The 17,633-nt window shown below is 70.9% G+C and carries 11 protein-coding genes; 2 read left to right on the forward strand and 9 right to left on the reverse strand.

The annotated features are described in order from the left end of the window. Window positions 1–218: 218 nt before the first annotated feature. The 9 genes from ACFUEL_RS16785 to eccD all read right to left on the reverse strand — a co-directional run bounded on the left by ACFUEL_RS16785 (window position 219) and on the right by eccD (window position 11,243). Complete coding sequence (locus ACFUEL_RS16785) at window positions 219–1,904, reverse strand: ribonuclease J (RefSeq protein WP_380237017.1); 1,686 nt, start codon at window positions 1,902–1,904, stop codon at window positions 219–221. 172 nt (window positions 1,905–2,076) lie between these two features. Beyond that, window positions 2,077–2,976 carry a 4-hydroxy-tetrahydrodipicolinate synthase gene (gene dapA, locus ACFUEL_RS16790; RefSeq protein WP_380237018.1) on the reverse strand — a complete coding sequence of 300 codons (900 nt, stop codon included), beginning with the start codon at window positions 2,974–2,976 and terminating at the stop codon, window positions 2,077–2,079. A 309-nt stretch (window positions 2,977–3,285) separates the two neighbouring features. Further along, entirely contained in the window at window positions 3,286–4,071 is a 786-nt protein-coding gene (gene thyX, locus ACFUEL_RS16795) for an FAD-dependent thymidylate synthase (RefSeq protein ID WP_380237019.1), read from the reverse strand. Window positions 4,072–4,109: 38 nt separating this feature from the next. After that, entirely contained in the window at window positions 4,110–4,568 is a 459-nt protein-coding gene (locus ACFUEL_RS16800) for a hypothetical protein (RefSeq protein WP_380237020.1), read from the reverse strand. 1 nt (window position 4,569) lies between these two features. Further along, window positions 4,570–5,316, reverse strand: coding sequence for a 4-hydroxy-tetrahydrodipicolinate reductase (dapB, locus tag ACFUEL_RS16805; protein ID WP_380237021.1), 747 nt, complete (start codon window positions 5,314–5,316; stop codon window positions 4,570–4,572). A gap of 26 nt (window positions 5,317–5,342) precedes the next feature. Continuing rightward, window positions 5,343–6,698, reverse strand: a complete 1,356-nt coding sequence (locus ACFUEL_RS16810; protein ID WP_380237022.1) for a M16 family metallopeptidase — start codon at window positions 6,696–6,698, stop codon at window positions 5,343–5,345. A 103-nt stretch (window positions 6,699–6,801) separates the two neighbouring features. Then, the gene (locus tag ACFUEL_RS16815; RefSeq protein WP_380237024.1) at window positions 6,802–9,012 is read right to left on the reverse strand and encodes a polyribonucleotide nucleotidyltransferase; all 2,211 of its coding nucleotides are present in this window, start codon (window positions 9,010–9,012) and stop codon (window positions 6,802–6,804) included. Between the two features lie 389 nt (window positions 9,013–9,401). Then, window positions 9,402–9,692, reverse strand: a complete 291-nt coding sequence (rpsO, locus tag ACFUEL_RS16820; RefSeq protein WP_030462697.1) for a 30S ribosomal protein S15 — start codon at window positions 9,690–9,692, stop codon at window positions 9,402–9,404. 87 nt (window positions 9,693–9,779) lie between these two features. Further along, window positions 9,780–11,243, reverse strand: coding sequence for a type VII secretion integral membrane protein EccD (eccD, locus tag ACFUEL_RS16825; RefSeq protein ID WP_380237025.1), 1,464 nt, complete (start codon window positions 11,241–11,243; stop codon window positions 9,780–9,782). 476 nt (window positions 11,244–11,719) lie between these two features. On the opposite strand from eccD, the gene eccCa reads away from it, so the two are divergent. Both eccCa and ACFUEL_RS16835 read left to right on the forward strand, forming a co-directional pair. Continuing rightward, the gene (eccCa, locus tag ACFUEL_RS16830) at window positions 11,720–15,673 is read left to right on the forward strand and encodes a type VII secretion protein EccCa (protein WP_380237026.1); all 3,954 of its coding nucleotides are present in this window, start codon (window positions 11,720–11,722) and stop codon (window positions 15,671–15,673) included. A 472-nt stretch (window positions 15,674–16,145) separates the two neighbouring features. Continuing rightward, window positions 16,146–17,549: an APC family permease gene (locus ACFUEL_RS16835; protein ID WP_380237027.1), complete on the forward strand. Its 1,404-nt coding sequence runs from the start codon at window positions 16,146–16,148 to the stop codon at window positions 17,547–17,549. Window positions 17,550–17,633: the final 84 nt, after the last annotated feature.

The following is a 17,633-nucleotide window of genomic DNA, read 5'->3' on the forward strand; positions in this document are numbered from 1 at the left end:
TCCCAGCTTATCAGACGTTTTCCACTCCGTTTTCCGGAGTTTCATTCGATCCGATTCGCTTTCGCCTTTCGGCGCTCCCGAACTCTACCAGAGTTTCTCGGCCTGTTTTCCCCGCCCCGACTCGAACGAATTCGATTCCGGAGCGAAGCCGCACGACCGTGGGGCAACCCGGAGAACATTACGCACCGGGCTGCCCCAGGTCAAATCGGGTCGTGGGATCAGACCTCGACGACGACCGGGAGGATCATCGGGCGGCGGCGGTAGTTGTCCGCGACCCACTTGCCGACGGTCCGGCGGACCAGCTGCTGGATCTGGCGGACCTCCAGGACGCCTTCGCCGGCGGAGCGGGTCAGGGCCTCCTCCAGCTTGCCGGCGATCGAGGCGAACGCGCCGTCCTCGATGCCGGAGCCGCGGGCCTGGATGGTCGGGCCGCTGACGATCTTGCCGTTGGTGGAGTCGACCACCACGAAGACCGAGATGAAGCCCTCCTCGCCGAGGATGCGGCGGTCCTTGAGCGAGGCTTCGGTGATGTCGCCGACCGAGGAGCCGTCGACGTAGACGTAGCCGGCCTGGACCTTGCCGGCGATCCGGGCGACGCCCTTCTCCAGGTCGACGCAGACGCCGTCCTCGGCGATGACCACGCGGTTGCGCGGAATGCCCGTGGCGATGCCGAGGTCGGCGGCGGCGCGCAGGTGCCGCCATTCGCCGTGGACCGGCATCAGGTTCTTGGGCTTGCAGATGTTGAAGAAGTACAGGAGCTCGCCGGCCGAGGCGTGGCCGGAGACGTGCACCTTGGCGTTGCCCTTGTGGACGACCTTGGCGCCCCAGCGGGTGAGGCCGTTGATGACGCGGTAGACGGCGTTCTCGTTGCCGGGGATCAGTGAGGAGGCGAGGACGACGGTGTCGCCCTCGACGATGCGGATCTGGTGGTCGCGGTTGGCCATCCGGGACAGCGCGGCCATCGGCTCGCCCTGGGAGCCGGTGCAGATCAGCACCACCTCCTTGTCGGGGAGGTCGTCGAGGGTCTTGACGTCGACGAGCAGGTTGCCGGGCACCTTCAGGTAGCCGAGCTCGCGGGCGATGCCCATGTTGCGGACCATCGAGCGGCCGACGAAGGCGACCTTGCGCCTGTGCTCGTGCGCGGCGTCCAGGACCTGCTGGATGCGGTGCACGTGGCTGGCGAAGGAGGCGACGATGATGCGCTTCTCCGCGCTGGCGAAGACGTTGCGCAGGGCCGCGGAGATGTCGCGCTCGTGCGGGATGAAGCCGGGGACCTCGGCGTTGGTGGAGTCCACCAGGAGGAGGTCCATGCCCTCTTCGGCGAGCTTGGCGAAGGCCGGGAGGTCGGTGAGCCGGCCGTCCAGCGGGAGCTGGTCCATCTTGAAGTCGCCGGTGGCGACGACCATGCCCGCGGGGGTGCGGACGGCGACGGCGAGGGCGTCCGGGATGGAGTGGTTGACCGCGATGAACTGGCAGTCGAAGGGGCCGATCCGCTCGCGGTCGCCCTCCACGACCTCCAGGACGTAGGGGTGGATGCGGTGCTCGGCCAGCTTGGCCTCGATCAGGGCGAGGGTGAGCTTCGAGCCGATCAGCGGGATGTCCGGGTTCTCCCGGAGCAGGTAGGGCACGGCACCGATGTGGTCCTCGTGGCCGTGGGTGAGGATGATGCCGTCGATCTTGTCGAGGCGGTCCCGGATGTAGCTGAAGTCCGGGAGGATCAGGTCGACGCCGGGCTGCTCGTCCTCGGGGAAGAGCACGCCGCAGTCGATGATCAGGATCCGGTCGCCGTACTCGAGGACCGTCATGTTGCGGCCGATCTCGCCGAGGCCGCCGAGCGGGGTGATACGGAGGGCGCCTTCCTTGAGTGCGGGGGGCGCGCCGAGTTCGGGGTGCGGGTGGCTCAAAAGACTCTCCTCACGACGCACGCCATATGCCCGGGGGGTTCCTCCCCCGGCTGCATATGGCGTGCGTCCATCGTGGTTACCTGACTGCCGATGTGCCGCGCGCCTTCGGTCCCGGTCCAGCGGCGGACCCGGTCGGGTCCGGCGAGCCGGGGGCGCGCACGTCTGTTGTTGGTTACAGGTGTACCCCGCCGGCGGCGAGATCCTCCTTCAACCGGGCGGTCTCCGCCTCCGTGGCGGGGACCAGGGGGAGCCGGAGCGGGCCGGCCGGGTGTCCCTGCAGGTTCAACGCAGCCTTGGCGAGGATCACTCCCTGGGTGCGGAACATTCCGGCGAAGACCGGCAGCAGGCTCTGGTGGACGGCGAGCGCCTTGGCGGTGTCGCCGGCCGCGAACGCCTCGATCATGGTGCGGATCTCGGCGGAGACGACGTGGCCGACCACGCTGACCACGCCGACGGCTCCGACCGAGAGCAGCGGCAGGGTCAGCACGTCGTCGCCGGAGTACCAGGCGAGGTCGGCGCGGGCGATCGTGTGGGCGGCCGCGGCGACGTCGCCCTTGGCGTCCTTGTTGGCGACGATCCGGGGGTGCTCGCCGAGGCGGACCAGGGTGTCGCTGTCGAGGGCGACGCCGGAGCGGCCGGGGATGTCGTACAGCATGACCGGCAGGTCGGTGGCGTCGGCGACGGCGACGGTGTGCCGGTACAGGCCCTCCTGCGGGGGCTTGCTGTAGTACGGGGTGACGGCGAGCAGGCCGTGCGCACCGGCCTCCCGGGCCTGGCGGGCGAGCTCGATGCTGTGGCGGGTGTCGTTGGTGCCGACGCCGCTGATGACGTGGGCGCGGTCCCCGACCGCCTCGACCACGGCCCGGACCAGTTGGGCCTTCTCCGCGTCGGTGGTGGTGGGCGATTCGCCGGTGGTGCCGTTGAGCACCAGGCCGTCGTTGCCGGAGTCCACCAGGTGGGCGGCGAGGCGCTGGGCGCCGTCGAGGTCGAGGTCGCCCTCGGGGGTGAACGGGGTGACCATCGCGGTCAGGACCCGGCCGAAGGGCGTCTGCGGTGTGGAGGTCGGAGCCATGGGTCCAAAGCTACTCGTAGGGCGGTGGTCGGTAGCGACGCAGGTCCAGGGTTTGGACAGTCCGGGGGGTCGGGAGGGGCACCGGATCCCGGGCCAGACATGGGATTCCGGTGCTGCGCGCTCGGGGGTTCACGCAGCACCGGAATCCGTGTCCTGAGCGTATGGAGCGGCCGGGGAAGCCGCAATCCAGACATGCCACGCATTCCGCCCATCTGCCCGTCGGTGCAGGTCAGCGGGTGGTCCGGCGCCCCGGTCGAAGGCCGCACGGGTGAGCGCCGCCGGCCCGGCCCCCGACGCCCCGTCAGGCCGTCAGACCTTGCGCCAGCCCGGCACCCAGGCGCCGTTCTCGACGGTGTAGTCGCCGAACAGCGACGGGGCCTCCTTGACCATCAGCTCGCCGATCTTGCCGAACAGCAGCCGGATCTCCTCCTCGGCGCCCGGCGCGGTGCGGTTCTCGATGACGTGCCGCAGGGTGCGGACGTTGGCCGTCCAGACCAGACCGGTGGCCAGGCCCTCGGGGGCGAAGCGGCGCATGAAGGAGGTCTTCTCCTTCTTCTCGTGGAAGGGCACGCCCTCCTCGTCCAGCCCGAAGTGGTCGGCCATCCAGTGCTGGAACTCCTCGATCTCCTTCATCAGGCCGGTGGCCCGGGACATCAGCTCCTCGTCCTGCTTGGCCCACTCGGGGAACCAGAACGGGATGTCGTCGAGCCGGACGAAGCGCAGCGACTCCTGGGAGACCGCGACGCCGGCCCGGTGCCGGACCAGCTCGTGGGTGACCACCCGGCTGACGTTGTGCAGCACGAAGGTGAAGGAGACGTGCTCCAGCACCGAGCCGTGCGCGCTGGCCAGGATGTTCTTCAGGTAGACGTCCTGGTCGGTGCGGACCTTGGTGACGTTCGGGTTGAGGCCCGGCTTCCAGGAGCGGTAGCAGATCCGGCCGGCGAACTCGGCGAGGTTCTGGGCGTCGTCCAGGTCGCCGCGGTCGACCCGCTCCAGCCAGCTCTCGCCGCCGACGTCCTGCAGGTAGGCGGCGACCTCGTCGTAGTCGAGCTCGGGGCGGGCGATGAGGTGGACCTGGGGTTCTACTGCGCGCATGGGAGAACGTCCTGAGGGGGTCTGGAGGAGAGTACGGGTCAGTCTACGGCGGTGGGAGAGCCCGCTCCGTGCAGCTTGATGGCGTGCTGCATGGCCTTGCGGGCGCGCGGCACGTCGCCCGCGTCGGCGTACGCCACCGCCAGCCGGAAGAAGTTCCGCCAGTCGGTGGGGTCCGCTTCGGTCTCGGCCTTGCGGCGGGTGAACACCGCGTCGGCGGAGGCGCGGTCGATCCGGCCGCCGGCGGTGCGCTTCAGCTCGTCGACGGGCAGGCCGCCCTCGGCCTCCAGCTCGCGGGCGAGCCGCTCGCTGGCCCGGCCGAAGCGGACGGTCTGGACGAGGAACCAGACGCCGATCACCGGGATGACGAAGGCGCACAGGCCGATGCCGATGCCCAACGGCTTTCCGGTGGCGACCAGTTGGGCGCCCTCGCCGATGCAGACCAGGCTGACCAGCAGCAGCAGGCCGGAGAGGACGAAGAAGCCGGTGCGGGAGGTCATCTCACAGGTCCAGGAAGTGTTCCAGGCCGAAGGTCAGGCCCGGGTGGTCGGCGATCTTCCGCGCGCCGAGCAGGATGCCGGGCATGAAGCTGCTGTGGTGCGTGGAGTCGTGCCGGATCGTCAGGGTCTCGCCGGTGTCGCCGAACATCACCTGCTGGTGGGCCAGCAGGCCGCGCAGCCGGACCGCGTGCACCGGGACGCCGTCCACGTCGGCGCCGCGGGCGCCGGGCAGGCCGTGGGTGGTCGGGTCGTGCTGCGGGGGCAGGCCGGCCTCGGCGCGGGCGGCGGCGATCAGCTGGGCGGTGCGGGTGGCGGTGCCGGAGGGGGCGTCGGCCTTGTTGTCGTGGTGGAGCTCGATCACCTCGACGGACTCGTAGTACCGGGCGGCGAGCTGGGAGAACTTCATCCCGAGGATCGCGCCGATGGAGAAGTTCGGGGCGATCAGCAGGCCCAGCCCGGGGGCCTTCGCGAGCAGGCCGCGGACGGTCTCCAGGCGCTCGTCGGTCCAGCCGGTGGTGCCGGTGACCACGTGGATGCCGTGGGTGAGGCAGTAGTCGAGGTTGCCCATCACCGAGTCGGGGTGGGTGAGTTCGACGGCGACGTCGACCCGGGCCTCGGTGAGTTCGGTCAGCTCGGAGCCGCGGCCCAGGGCGGCCACCAGCTCCATGTCCCCGGCGGCCTCGACGGCCTTGACGGCCTCCGAGCCGATCCGGCCCCTGGCGCCGATCACGGCGACGCGCAGCGTCATGTCAGTCTTCCTCTCAGGCCGGTCGGTCAGACCAGCAGGTCGGCGAGCTTGGCCGCCCGCCGGTCGTTGATCGGGCCGATCAGGGCGAGCGAGGGGCGGTGCGCCCCCAGCACATCACGGGCGACGGCGTGCACGTCGTCCAGGGTCACCGCGGCGATCTTCCCGAGCATCTCGTCCACCGACAGGTGGTGGCCGTAGGAGAGCTCGGCCTTGCCGATCCGGTTCATCAGCGAGCCGGTGTCCTCCATGCCGAGCACGGTGGAGCCGGAGATCTGGCCGATGGCGCGGCGCAGCTCCTCCTCGGTGATGCCCTCCGCGACCACCCGGGCGAGTTCGCTGCGGCAGATCTTCAGCACCTCCTCGACCCGCTTGGGCTGGCAGCCCGCGTAGATGCCGAACAGGCCGGTGTCGGCGTACGAGGAGGAGTAGGAGTACACCGAGTACGCCAGGCCGCGCTTCTCCCGGACCTCCTGGAACAGCCGGGAGCTCATGCCGCCGCCGAGGGCCGCGTTGAGCACGCCGAGCGCCCAGCGGCGCTCGTCGTGGCGGGGGATGCCGGGGAGGCCGAGGACGAGGTGGGCCTGCTCGGTGGGGCGGTTGAGGACGGCGGCCCGCCCGGCGGTGCGGACGGTCTTGACGCCGCGCCGGACCTCGGCGGGGTGGCCCTTGGACTTGGCCAGGACGGGCGCGAACGCCTGCTGGACCAGCTTGACCACCTTGGCGTGGTCGAGGTTGCCGGCCGCGGCGACCACCAGGTTCTCCGGCTTGTAGCGGCGCTGGTAGAAGCCGGCGATCTGGTCGCGGGTGAGCGCGGTGACGGTCTCCTGGGTGCCCAGGATGGGGCGGCCGAGCGGGGTCGCCCCGAAGACCACCTCGGCGAACAGGTCGTGCACCACGTCGCCCGGGTCGTCCTCGGCCATCGCCATCTCCTCGAGGATGACGCCGCGTTCGGACTCCACGTCCTCGGGGCGGATCAGCGAGCCGGTCAGCATGTCGCAGACCACGTCGATGGCGAGCGGCAGGTCGGTGTCCAGGACCCGCGCGTAGTAGCAGGTGTTCTCCTTGGCGGTGAAGGCGTTCATCTCGCCGCCGACCGCGTCCAGCGCGGCGGAGATCTCCAGCGCGTCGCGCCGGGCGGTGCCCTTGAAGAGCAGGTGCTCCAGGTAGTGGGTGGCCCCGTTGAGGACCGGGGTCTCGTCCCGGGAGCCGACGCCGACCCAGATGCCGAAGGTGGCGCTGCGCACCGTCGGGAGGGTCTCGGTGACGACCCGCAGGCCGCCGGGGAGGACCGTGCGGCGGACGGTGCCCGCGCCGCCTTCGGTGCCCTTGAGCAGGGTCCGGGTGGTTCCGGGGCGCTGTTTCGCCGCCGAGGCCTGGGCCACGGGTGTTCCTTCCAACTGCTGCTTCACGAACAGGACTTCTACGAACAGGGTGCGGCCCGCACGCGCCGGGAAGGGCGTGCGGGCCGCGGGTGCTACGGGGTCGTCACTCGGAGGCGGCGGCCTCGCCGCCCTCCTCGCCCTCGACGACCGGGATCAGCGACAGCTTGCCGCGCGGGTCGATCTCGGCGATCTCGACCTGCACCTTGGCGCCGACGCCGAGCACGTCCTCGACGTTCTCGACGCGCTTGCCGCCGGCCAGCTTGCGGATCTGCGAGATGTGCAGCAGACCGTCCTTGCCCGGCATGAGCGAGACGAAGGCGCCGAAGGTGGTGGTCTTCACCACGGTGCCCAGGTAGCGCTCGCCGACCTCCGGCATGGTCGGGTTGGCGATCTGGTTGATCGTCGAGCGCGCGGCCTCGGCGGCCGAGCCGACGGAGGCACCGATGTAGATGGTGCCGTCGTCCTCGATGGTGATCTCGGCGCCGGTGTCCTCCTGGATCTGGTTGATCATCTTGCCCTTGGGGCCGATGACCTCGCCGATCTTGTCCACCGGGATCTTGATGGTGATGATCCGCGGCGCGTTCGGGGACATCTCGTCCGGGGCGTCGATCGCCTCGTTCATGACGTCGAGGATGTGCAGGCGGGCGTCCTTGGCCTGCTTCAGCGCGGCGGCCAGCACCGAGGCGGGGATGCCGTCGAGCTTGGTGTCGAGCTGCAGCGCGGTGATGAAGTTCCGGGTGCCGGCGACCTTGAAGTCCATGTCGCCGTACGCGTCCTCGGCGCCGAGGATGTCGGTCAGCGTCACGTAGTGGGTCTCGCCCTCGATCTCCTGCGAGATCAGGCCCATGGCGATGCCGGCGACCGGGGCCTTCAGCGGCACACCGGCGTTCAGCAGCGACATGGTGGACGCGCAGACCGAGCCCATCGAGGTGGAGCCGTTGGAGCCGAGCGCCTCGGAGACCTGGCGGATCGCGTAGGGGAACTCCTCGCGGGTCGGCAGGACGGGGAGGAGCGCACGCTCGGCGAGGGCGCCGTGGCCGATCTCGCGGCGCTTCGGGGAGCCGACGCGGCCGGTCTCGCCGACCGAGTACGGCGGGAAGTTGTAGTTGTGCATGTAGCGCCGACGGGTCTCCGGGGAGAGCGTGTCGAGCTGCTGCTCCATGCGCAGCATGTTCAGCGTGGTGACGCCCAGGATCTGGGTCTCGCCGCGCTCGAACAGGGCCGAGCCGTGCACCCGCGGGATGGCCTCGACCTCGGCGGCCAGGGTGCGGATGTCGGTGACGCCGCGGCCGTCGATGCGGACCTTGTCCTTGATGACGCGCTCGCGGACGATCTTCTTGGTCAGCGCGTTGTAGGCGGCGCTGATCTCCTTCTCGCGGCCCTCGAACTCCGGGAGCAGCTTGTCGGCGGCGACGCCCTTGATGCGGTCCAGCTCGTTCTGGCGCTCCTGCTTGCCGGCGATGGTGAGCGCCTTGGCGAGCTCGTCCTTGACGGCGGAGGTCAGCGCGGCCAGCACGTCGTCCTGGTACTCCAGGAAGCGCGGGAACTCGCCGGTCGGCTTGGCGGCCTGCTTGGCGAGCTGGGACTGCGCGGCGCACAGCACCTTGATGAACGGCTTGGCGGCCTCCAGGCCGGCGGCGACGACCTCCTCGGTGGGGGCCTCGGCACCGCCCTCGACCAGCTTGATGGTCTTGTCGGTGGCCTCGGCCTCGACCATCATGATCGCGACGTCGCCGTCCGGCAGGACGCGGCCGGCCACGACCATGTCGAAGACGGCCGACTCCAGCTCGGAGTGGGTCGGGAAGGCCACCCACTGGCCGTTGATCAGCGCGACGCGGACGCCGCCGATCGGGCCGGAGAACGGCAGGCCGGCCAGCTGGGTGGAGGCGGAGGCCGCGTTGATGGCCACCACGTCGTACAGGTGGTCCGGGTTGAGCGCCATGACGGTGACGACGACCTGGATCTCGTTGCGCAGGCCCTTGACGAAGGACGGGCGCAGCGGGCGGTCGATCAGGCGGCAGGTGAGGATCGCGTCCTCGGAGGGGCGGCCCTCGCGACGGAAGAACGAGCCGGGGATGCGGCCGGCGGCGTACATCCGCTCCTCGACGTCCACCGTGAGGGGGAAGAAGTCGAAGTGCTCCTTGGGCTGCTTCGAGGCGCTGGTGGCCGACAGCACCATGGTGTCGTCGTCCAGGTAGGCCACGGCGGAGCCGGCGGCCTGACGGGCCAGGCGGCCGGTCTCGAAGCGGATGGTGCGGGTACCGAAGCTGCCGTTGTCGATGACGGCCTCGGCGTAGAAAACGTTCTCTTCCACCTGGAAGATCTCCTCTTTCGTACGTCTCCCCAGGAGCGCCCCTGCGCTTGCCTGCCGTGGCCCGGGCAGCTGGGCCGGTCTTCGATCGAAGCCACCGGGTCGTGCCCCGTTCCTCGGGGTTCCCGGCGGCCACTACCGAGGACCGGCGCCTTTCGGCGCGCGGCGGTGGCGTGTGGACGCTCCTGCGGGGTGCGGGCGGCCTCCGTTGGAGACCTTGATTCGGCCCGCTAGGGCGGGCATGCCCTTTACCTTACAAATTCACACCCTACCGAGTGCGGCTTTACGCCGACGGCTTCGTCGCGGGGTGTGGTCGGAGGGCTGCCCGGAGTGGCGCGGAATGCGCCGAGGGGCGGCTCCCCCGGTGAGGGGAGCCGCCCCTGCGAGCGGTGTCAGCGGGCGCCGCCGGCGGCACCGCGGCGGATGCCGAGGCGGTCCACCAGGGTGCGGAAGCGCTCGATGTCCTTCTTGGCCAGGTACTGCAGCAGGCGGCGGCGCTGGCCGACCAGGATCAGCAGGCCGCGGCGCGAGTGGTGGTCGTGCTTGTGGAACTTGAGGTGCTCGGTCAGGTCCGAGATCCGGCGGGAGAGCATGGCCACCTGGACCTCGGGGGAGCCGGTGTCGCCCTCCTTCTGGCCGAACTCGGCGATGATCTGCTTCTTGACGTCAGCGGCGAGGGCCACGGGCATCTCCTTCGGTGTGGCCGAGTGGTCCTGGTCGGAAGCACAGGACCTGACGGGACTCGGACGGATCAACGATACCAGCGCGGCTCAGCCGGTCGCGCCGCGCACCATGTTGTAGACGTTCAGGACGGCGAGCGTGAGCGGGACGAGCGCGAGCAGCATCAGGCTGTCGACCATGTCCAGGATGCGGCCCCAGAACGGGGACACCCCGGAGCGGGGGACGATCAGCGCGATCGCGGTCATCACCGCGGCGCCGGCCGCGATGGACGCGGCGAGCCACACGGTGCGCAGGTCGCCGCCGCCCTCGTTGGTGAGCTTGGCCATCAGCAGGTGCAGCGGGGTGTGCAGGGCCAGGCCGAGGATCAGCAGGGACAGCGCGGCCAGGCCGGAGATGGTGAGCGCGAAGACCTGCGCGGTGTAGCGGAACAGCCGGGCCCGCAGCATGGTCGAGACGCCGATGGCCAGGGCCAGCAGTTCGGCCCAGGTCCGGTCGCTGAAGCCGAGCACGGCGCAGGCGCCGACGATGGTGGCGGAGGCGCCGCCGACCAGGCCGACCAGCACCTCGTGGCCGCGGCGGGCCTGGGCGGCGATCCGCTCGTACTGGACGGTCTCGGCGGTGTTGGCCTCCTCGCCGTAGGCGCTGCCGCGGGTGCGGGTCTGGCCGGGGGCGCTGAAGCCGACGGGCAGCCGGGCGAAGCGGGCGGAGAGCGCGGGCAGGAAGCCGACCGCGGCGACGCCGGCCACGCCGGTGACCGCGGCGATGTCGGTGATCGCGGTGCCGGACATCAGGACCGCGGCGAAGGTGGCCAGGGTGCCGGCCGCGGCGAGGAAGGAGGCGGCGACGAACGCCGAGTCCTTCTCCGGCAGCAGGCCGACCAGCAGGACGGAGAGCACCAGCACGACGACGCAGCCGACCAGGAACTGGAGCCGGCCGGGGCCGTCGCCCTCGTTGGCGACGTCGATGATGCCGGAGCCCGCCAGCATGGCGTGCGGCAGTGCGCCGAGGCCGAGGGCCAGGGCGGCGGTGTGGTCGGCGTAGACCCGGGCGCGGACACCGGCGAAGGTGACCAGGACGACCGCGGTGACGCCGGCCAGGATGCCGGGCAGGCCGAACATGTTGTGCCGCAGGTCGGAGAACCAGAGCGCGAAGGCCAGCAGCGTGAGCAGCACGGTGCCCGCGACCAGGCCGAAGGCCCGCATCAGGTCCGGGCTCCAGAAGCGGCGGTCGGCCTCGACGGCGGAGGCGATGGCGTCCGCGACGTCGTCGTAGACCGCCGGCGGCAGCGACTCCGCGAACGGGCGCAGGCTCAGCAGGTCGCCGTCGCGGACCTGCTGGGCGGCCAGCGGCAGTCCGCTGTCCAGCACGGTGCCGTCCCGGCGGACCAGGTGGAAACCGGTGGGCGTCCCGTCCACCTGGGTCTGCCCGGAGAGCCGGAGCACCTCCGGGTAGATGTCCGCGAGTGGGACGTCCTCCGGCAGGGCGACGTCGATCCGGCTGTCCGGAGCCACCACGGTGACCCGGCAAAAACCGGTCGTTGCGTTGTTGCTCACCGGCCCTCTCCCCCTCGTTGGCTGTGTCGGCAAGTCTGCTGACCACTCGTCGCAGCGGTTCCGGAACTGTCACGGTCCGAACGAGAGTTGGCGCGGCGACACCTTACCCTCCGGCGGAAGGGCGGCGCGCGCGGGGTCCGGGCGCCGCGGCCGGCCGGCCCGCTGACGGCGGATCAGTCCCGGTCGGGGGCCCGATCCGACCCCGTGGACGAACTGCTTGGCGTGCGCAGTAGGATCGGCCCCTGCGCACGGCGTACGGGGGCGGCGGTCGAAGACGCGACAGCCCCGCGCGCCTGCGGTTCGGCGGAGCGGGGGCGGCGTCATCACACGGGGCGCCCTCACCGTACGTATCCAGATGCGTGAGGGCGGATTGTGAGCGAGCGATGGGGGCGCCCCCTGTCAAGTGCCCTGGGAGGGCGCGTCGTTGAGAACGGGGAGCCGTGCTCTGCGGCTGCCGCCCGGGACGGGGTGATGGCATGAGTACGGTGACGGTGAAGCGCCCGCCGCGGGCGTTCCCGCCGGCGGTGTCGGAGGAGCCGGTCGAGCTGGTTCCACCGCCCGAGCTGCCGCGCGGCGGCGGCGAGGACTGGCTGATGACGCTGATGCCGATGCTCGGCATGGGCGGCAGCGCGGCCTTCCTGTTCCAGGGCGGCCAGGGGCCGATGAAGATGATGGGCGTCCTGATGATCGCCTCCACCGCCGCGATGGCGGTGGCGCAGATCGTCAGGGCCCGCAAGGGCGGCAGCGCGGCGACCTCGGACGAGCGCCGCGACTACCTGAAGTACCTGCAGCAGAAGCGCCGCGAGGTGCGCCGCACCGCGGAGCGGCAGCGCGGTTCGCTGCTGTTCACCCACCCGGAGCCGGACCAGCTGTGGTCGGTGGTGGCGGAGGGCCGCCGGCTGTGGGAGCGCCGGCCCACCGACGCGGACTTCGCGCAGATCCGGGTCGGTCTCGGCCCGCTGCAGCTGTCGACGCCGCTGGTGGCGCCGCAGACCGCGCCGATGGACGAGCTGGAGCCGCTCGCCGCGGAGGCGATGGGCACCTTCATCAAGACCCACGGCACCCTGCAGGACCTGCCGCTGGCGGTCTCGCTGCGGGCGTTCTACCACATCACGGTGTGCGGCGACCCGGACTCGGTGTACGGCAACGTGCGGGCGATGGTGGCCCAGTTGGCGACCCTGCACTCCCCCGAGGACCTGATGATCGGGGTGGCCGCCGCGCCCGGCGCGGTGGAGGAGTGGGAGTGGGCGAAGTGGCTGCCGCACACCCAGCACCGCAAGGAGAGCGACGGGGCCGGTTCGCGGCGCCTGATCGCCTCCGGTCTGGGCGAGCTGGAGGAGCTGCTGGCCAACGAGCTCGCGGGCCGCAAGGGCTTCTCCCGGGACAGCACGCCGACCCCGGACCAGCCGCACCTGGTGGTCATCATGGACGGCGCCTCGGTGCCGGTCGACTCGGTGATCGCCGGCCCGGAGGGCGTCCAGGGCGTCACCGTGATCGAGGTCGTCCCGGGTGACCTGGACGAGCCCAACGGCCACCTGGTGATCACCGTCGGCAAGGACGAGCTGCTGCTGGAGGCGGCGTCCGGGGCGAGCTACCCGGGCAAGCCGGACACCCTGTCGGCCTGGCAGTCCGAGGCGCTGGCCCGGCAGTTGGCGCCGTTCCGGGCGTCGGCGGGCGGCGACGACAGCGACCCGTCGCTGGTGTCGATGGACTTCACCGAGATGATGCACACCGGCGACCCGGGCTCCTTCGACCCGGCCCGGCACTGGCGTCCCAAGCCGATCCGCGAGAAGCTGCGCGTCCCGCTGGGTGTCGGCAGCAACGGCGAGTACGTCTGGCTGGACATCAAGGAAGCCTCGCTGGAGGGCATGGGCCCGCACGGCATGTGCGTGGGCGCGACCGGTTCCGGCAAGTCCGAGGTGCTGCGCACCATCGTGCTGGCGCTGGCGGTCACCCACTCCTCCGAGGTGCTGAACCTGGTCCTCGCGGACTTCAAGGGCGGTGCGACCTTCGCCGGCATGTCGGAGATGCCGCACACCGCGGCCGTGATCACCAACCTCGAGGGCGAAGCGACCCTGATCGACCGCATGCGCGACGCGATCGAGGGCGAGATGAACCGCCGCCAGGAGCTGCTGCGCGCGGCGGGCAACTACGCGAACATCAACGAGTACGAGCGGGCCCGCGCGGCCGGCGCGCCGCTCGACCCGCTGCCCTCGCTGCTGATGATCATCGACGAGTTCTCCGAACTCCTCACCGCGAAGCCGGACTTCATCGAGCTGTTCATCCAGATCGGCCGCATCGGCCGTTCGCTGGGCATGCACATGCTGCTGGCCTCGCAGCGACTGGAGGAGGGCAAGCTCCGCGGTCTGGACACCTTCCTCTCCTACCGCCTGGGTCTGCGCACCTTCTCGGCCGCCGAGTCGCGGGCCGCGATCGGCGTGCCGGACGCCTACCACCTGCCGCCGATCCCCGGCGTGGGCTACCTCAAGTTCGGCTCCGACGTGATGGAGCGCTTCCGCGCCGCCTACGTCTCCGGCAAGTACCGGGCGCCGGGCACCCAGCGCGCGGTCGGCGGCCAGGTGGTCACCGCCCAGCCGGTGCTGTTCACCGCCGCCGAGGTCGAGGTCGTCGAGCCCGAGGTGGAGATCCTCCCCGAACTCCCCGAGGAGGAGGAGAAGGACGAGGCGCTGCTGGACACCATGCTCGACGTGTTCGTGCAGCGCATGATCGGCCAGGGCCCGCCGGCCCACCAGGTGTGGCTGCCCCCGCTGGACGAGTCGCCGTCCGTGGACAGCCTGCTGGAGCCGCTGCAGATCAGCCCGGACCGCGGCCTGACCCCGGCGGCCGTCCGCCAGGGCAACCTGGTCGTCCCGGTCGGCATCGTCGACAAGCCGCGCGACCAGCGCCGCGACGTGATGTACCTGGACTACTCGGGCGCCGCCGGCCACGGCATGATCGTGGGCGGTCCGCGCTCGGGCAAGTCCACCATGGTGCGCACCATCGTGGCCGGCTTCTCGGTCACCCACACGCCGGTGGAGACGCAGTTCTACCTGCTCGACTTCGGCGGCGGCGGCTTCGGCTCGCTGGCCGACCTGCCGCACGTCGGCGGCGTCGCGGGCCGTCTGGACGTCGAGAAGGTCCGCCGCATGATCAGCGAGGTGCACGGCGTGCTCAACCGCCGTGAGGAGCTGTTCCGGGCGACCGGCATCGACACCATCGCCACCTACCGGGCCCGCCGGGCCGCCGGGCAGCTGCCCGACGAGCAGTTCGGCGACGTGTTCCTGTTCGTCGACGGCTGGCTGACCTTCAAGCAGGAGTTCGAGGTCCTGGAGCCGGTCATCGCCGACATCGTGCAGCGCGGTCTCGGCTACGGCGTGCACGTGGTGATCACCGCGGCCCGCTACGCCGAGGTCCGCCCGGCGCTGAAGGACCAGCTGCAGAACCGGGTGGAGCTCAAGCTCGGTGACTCGATGGAGTCCGAGATCGGCCGCAAGGTCGCCGCGAACGTCCCGCCGATCCCGGGCCGCGGTCTGACCTCCGACCAGCTGCACTTCCTGTCCGGCCTGCCCCGGATCGACGGCTCCAGCGAGACCGCGGACCTGGTGGACGGCGTGGCCGGCCTGGTCGCCCAGGTCAACGCGGCCTGGTCGGGCCCGCGGGCCCCGCAGGTGCGCATGCTGCCGCCGGTGCTGGACGGCCACTCGCTGCCCAAGGGCTTCGAGCACCCGGAGCTGGGTGTCGCGTTCGGTGTCGACGAGGTCGAGCTGGCGCCGGTGTTCGTCAACTTCGAGAGCGACCCGCTGTTCGTCGTCTTCGGCGAGAGCGAGTCCGGCAAGTCGGCGATGCTGCGGATGCTGATCAAGCAGATCACCGAGCGGTACACCCCGGACCAGGCCGGCATCGTGGTCGGCGACTTCCGCCGCTCGCTGCTCGGCGTGGTGCCGCAGGAGTACCTGGTCGAGTACGCGGCCGCCGCGCCCGCCATGACGGCGATCGTGGAGATGCTGCGCGGGGCCTGCGGGCGCCGCCTGCCCGGCCCGGACGTCACGCCGGAGCAGCTGCGCAACCGCAGCTGGTACAGCGGCAAGGACATGTTCGTGATCGTGGACGACTACGAGCTGGTCGCCACCCAGTCGGGCAACCCGATGGCGCCGCTGGCGGAGTTCCTGCCGTTCGCGCGCGACATCGGCCTGCGCCTGATCATCGCCCGCAACGCGGGCGGCGCCGGCCGCTCGCTGTTCGAGCCGGTGATGCAGCGCATGCGCGAGCTGGGCGGCCAGGGCGTGCTGCTCTCCGGTGACAAGGGCGAGGGCGCGCTGCTCGGCACGGTCAAGCCCCAGCCGATGCCGCCGGGCCGCGGTGTGTTCGTCTCCCGCCGGATCCAGGCGGGCCAGACGGTGCAGACGGGCTGGCTGCCGACGCAGATGTAGCGCGGGCGCCGTTCACGCACGGTGATCGAAAGGGCCGGGTTCCGGAAGGAGCCCGGCCCTTTCGGCACTCCGGCGGCAGAGCGGTGCCATAACGTTATCTTCCGTTTTTCGCAGTTTTCCTTCGGTTCCCGTAGCCGACCGCCGCCTCCGACGGCCCTTTTCGGCCCAGCGCCGCAGTGCGGCGGAGCGCCTTTGAATCAAACGTTAGCCAGCTCACTTCGCCTTCGAATCAAGCGTGGTTCGCCGGAGTTGACACTGTGGAAACATGCGTCCTACCCGCCCGGAGGCTGCATTCCGCAGGCAGGACGGCCTTATGACAACGGAATCCGCAGCCGATCACGCGTTGACTGGACCTATTCGTCCAGGCAACCTGGCGAGCCGGGAGCGAAGCAGAACCCAGACCGCGAGACCGTGCTTCGGAGGCGATACCGCTCCCGTCCCCCACATCACCGCTCAGTGGATCGGATGCCCCATGACCGACACGCTCTCCCCGAAGGTCGCCGCCCCCGAGGGGGACCACACCGCGGACAGCCCCAAGAAGCTCGCCCGATCGCTCGGCGTCGTGGGCGGCACCCTGCTCACGCTCTCCTGCGTGACACCGGCATCCTCACTCTTCGTGATCGTCCCGGACCTCTTCAGCAGCCTCGGCACCTTCACCCTGATGTCGATCGTGATCGGCACGGTCATCTGCATCGCGGTGGCGTTCTGCTACTCCGAGCTCGGCACCCTGGTGCCCTCCGCGGGCGGCGAGTACGCCATGGTCGGCACCCTGGCCGGCAAGTTCACCGGCTGGCTGGTGTTCATCCAGTCGCTGATCGTGGTGATGATCGTGCCCTCGATCATCGCGATGGGCACCGCCGAGTACCTGGCACCGATCATCCATGTCAACGACCAGTGGGCGGGCGCCGCGGTGATGATCGCGGCCACCGTGGCCGGCCTGCTGGACCTGCGGGCCAACGCCTGGATCACCGGCATCTTCCTGGTGCTCGAGGTCATCGCCTGCGCCGTGGTCGCCTTCCTCGGCTTCGGGCACAGCGAGCGCGGCGTGAGCAGCATGCTGCACGGCGCGGTCTCCGACGGGGCCGGCGGCTCCACCGGGGTGGGCTTCGCGATGGTCCTGACCGCGATGGGCACCGCGCTCTTCGTCACCCAGGGCTTCTCCACCGCGATCTACCTCTCCGAGGAGCTGGAGAACCCGCGCAAGAACGTCGCCCGCACCGTGCTGTGGACGCTCGGCCTGTCGGCCGCGATCATCATCGTCCCGGTCACCGCGATCACCATGGGCGCCCCCAGCCTGGACGCGCTGACCGAGGGCAACATCTCGGAGCTGGTGATCGGCTGGAGCAACAGCGGCGTCGGCACCTTCATCAGCCTGTGCATCGCGCTGGCGATCATCAACGCCGGCATCGTGATGGTCATCCAGAACTCCCGGGTGCTGTTCGCCTCCGGCCGCGACAAGGCGTGGCCCGAGCCGGTCAACAACGCCTTCGGCACCCTCAACAAGTTCAGCGCCCCGTGGATCTCCACCCTGGCCGTCGGCGTCCCCGGCGCGGTGCTCTGCTTCGTCCCGCAGAGCACCCTGATCAACATCACCGGCGTCGCGGTCGCCGCGCTCTACCTGCTGGTCGCCGTCGGCGCGCTGTTCTCCCGCCGCGGCCACCACCGGGACGCCCCGGCCTGGCGCCAGCCGCTGTGGCCCGCGCTGCCGGTCCTGGTGATCGTCGCCCTGGCCTACACCCTGACCCAGCTCGACAAGACCGCCCTGTGGTGGACGCTCGGCATCACCGTCGCCGCCAGCCTCTACTGGGTGTTCTACCTGCGGCCCCGCCCGGAGACCCGCTGGGTGATCACCCTCCCCGAGGACGAGCGCGTCTGACCCCCGCGGACCCGCTCCCGCGTCGGCCCCCGCCCGGTCCCCGAGACCGCGGCGGGGGGCGGGCCCCGGTAGGGGCCGGGCCCG

Source organism: Kitasatospora sp. NPDC057198, assembly GCF_042670125.1.
Taxonomy (GTDB): Bacteria; Actinomycetota; Actinomycetes; order Streptomycetales; family Streptomycetaceae; genus Kitasatospora.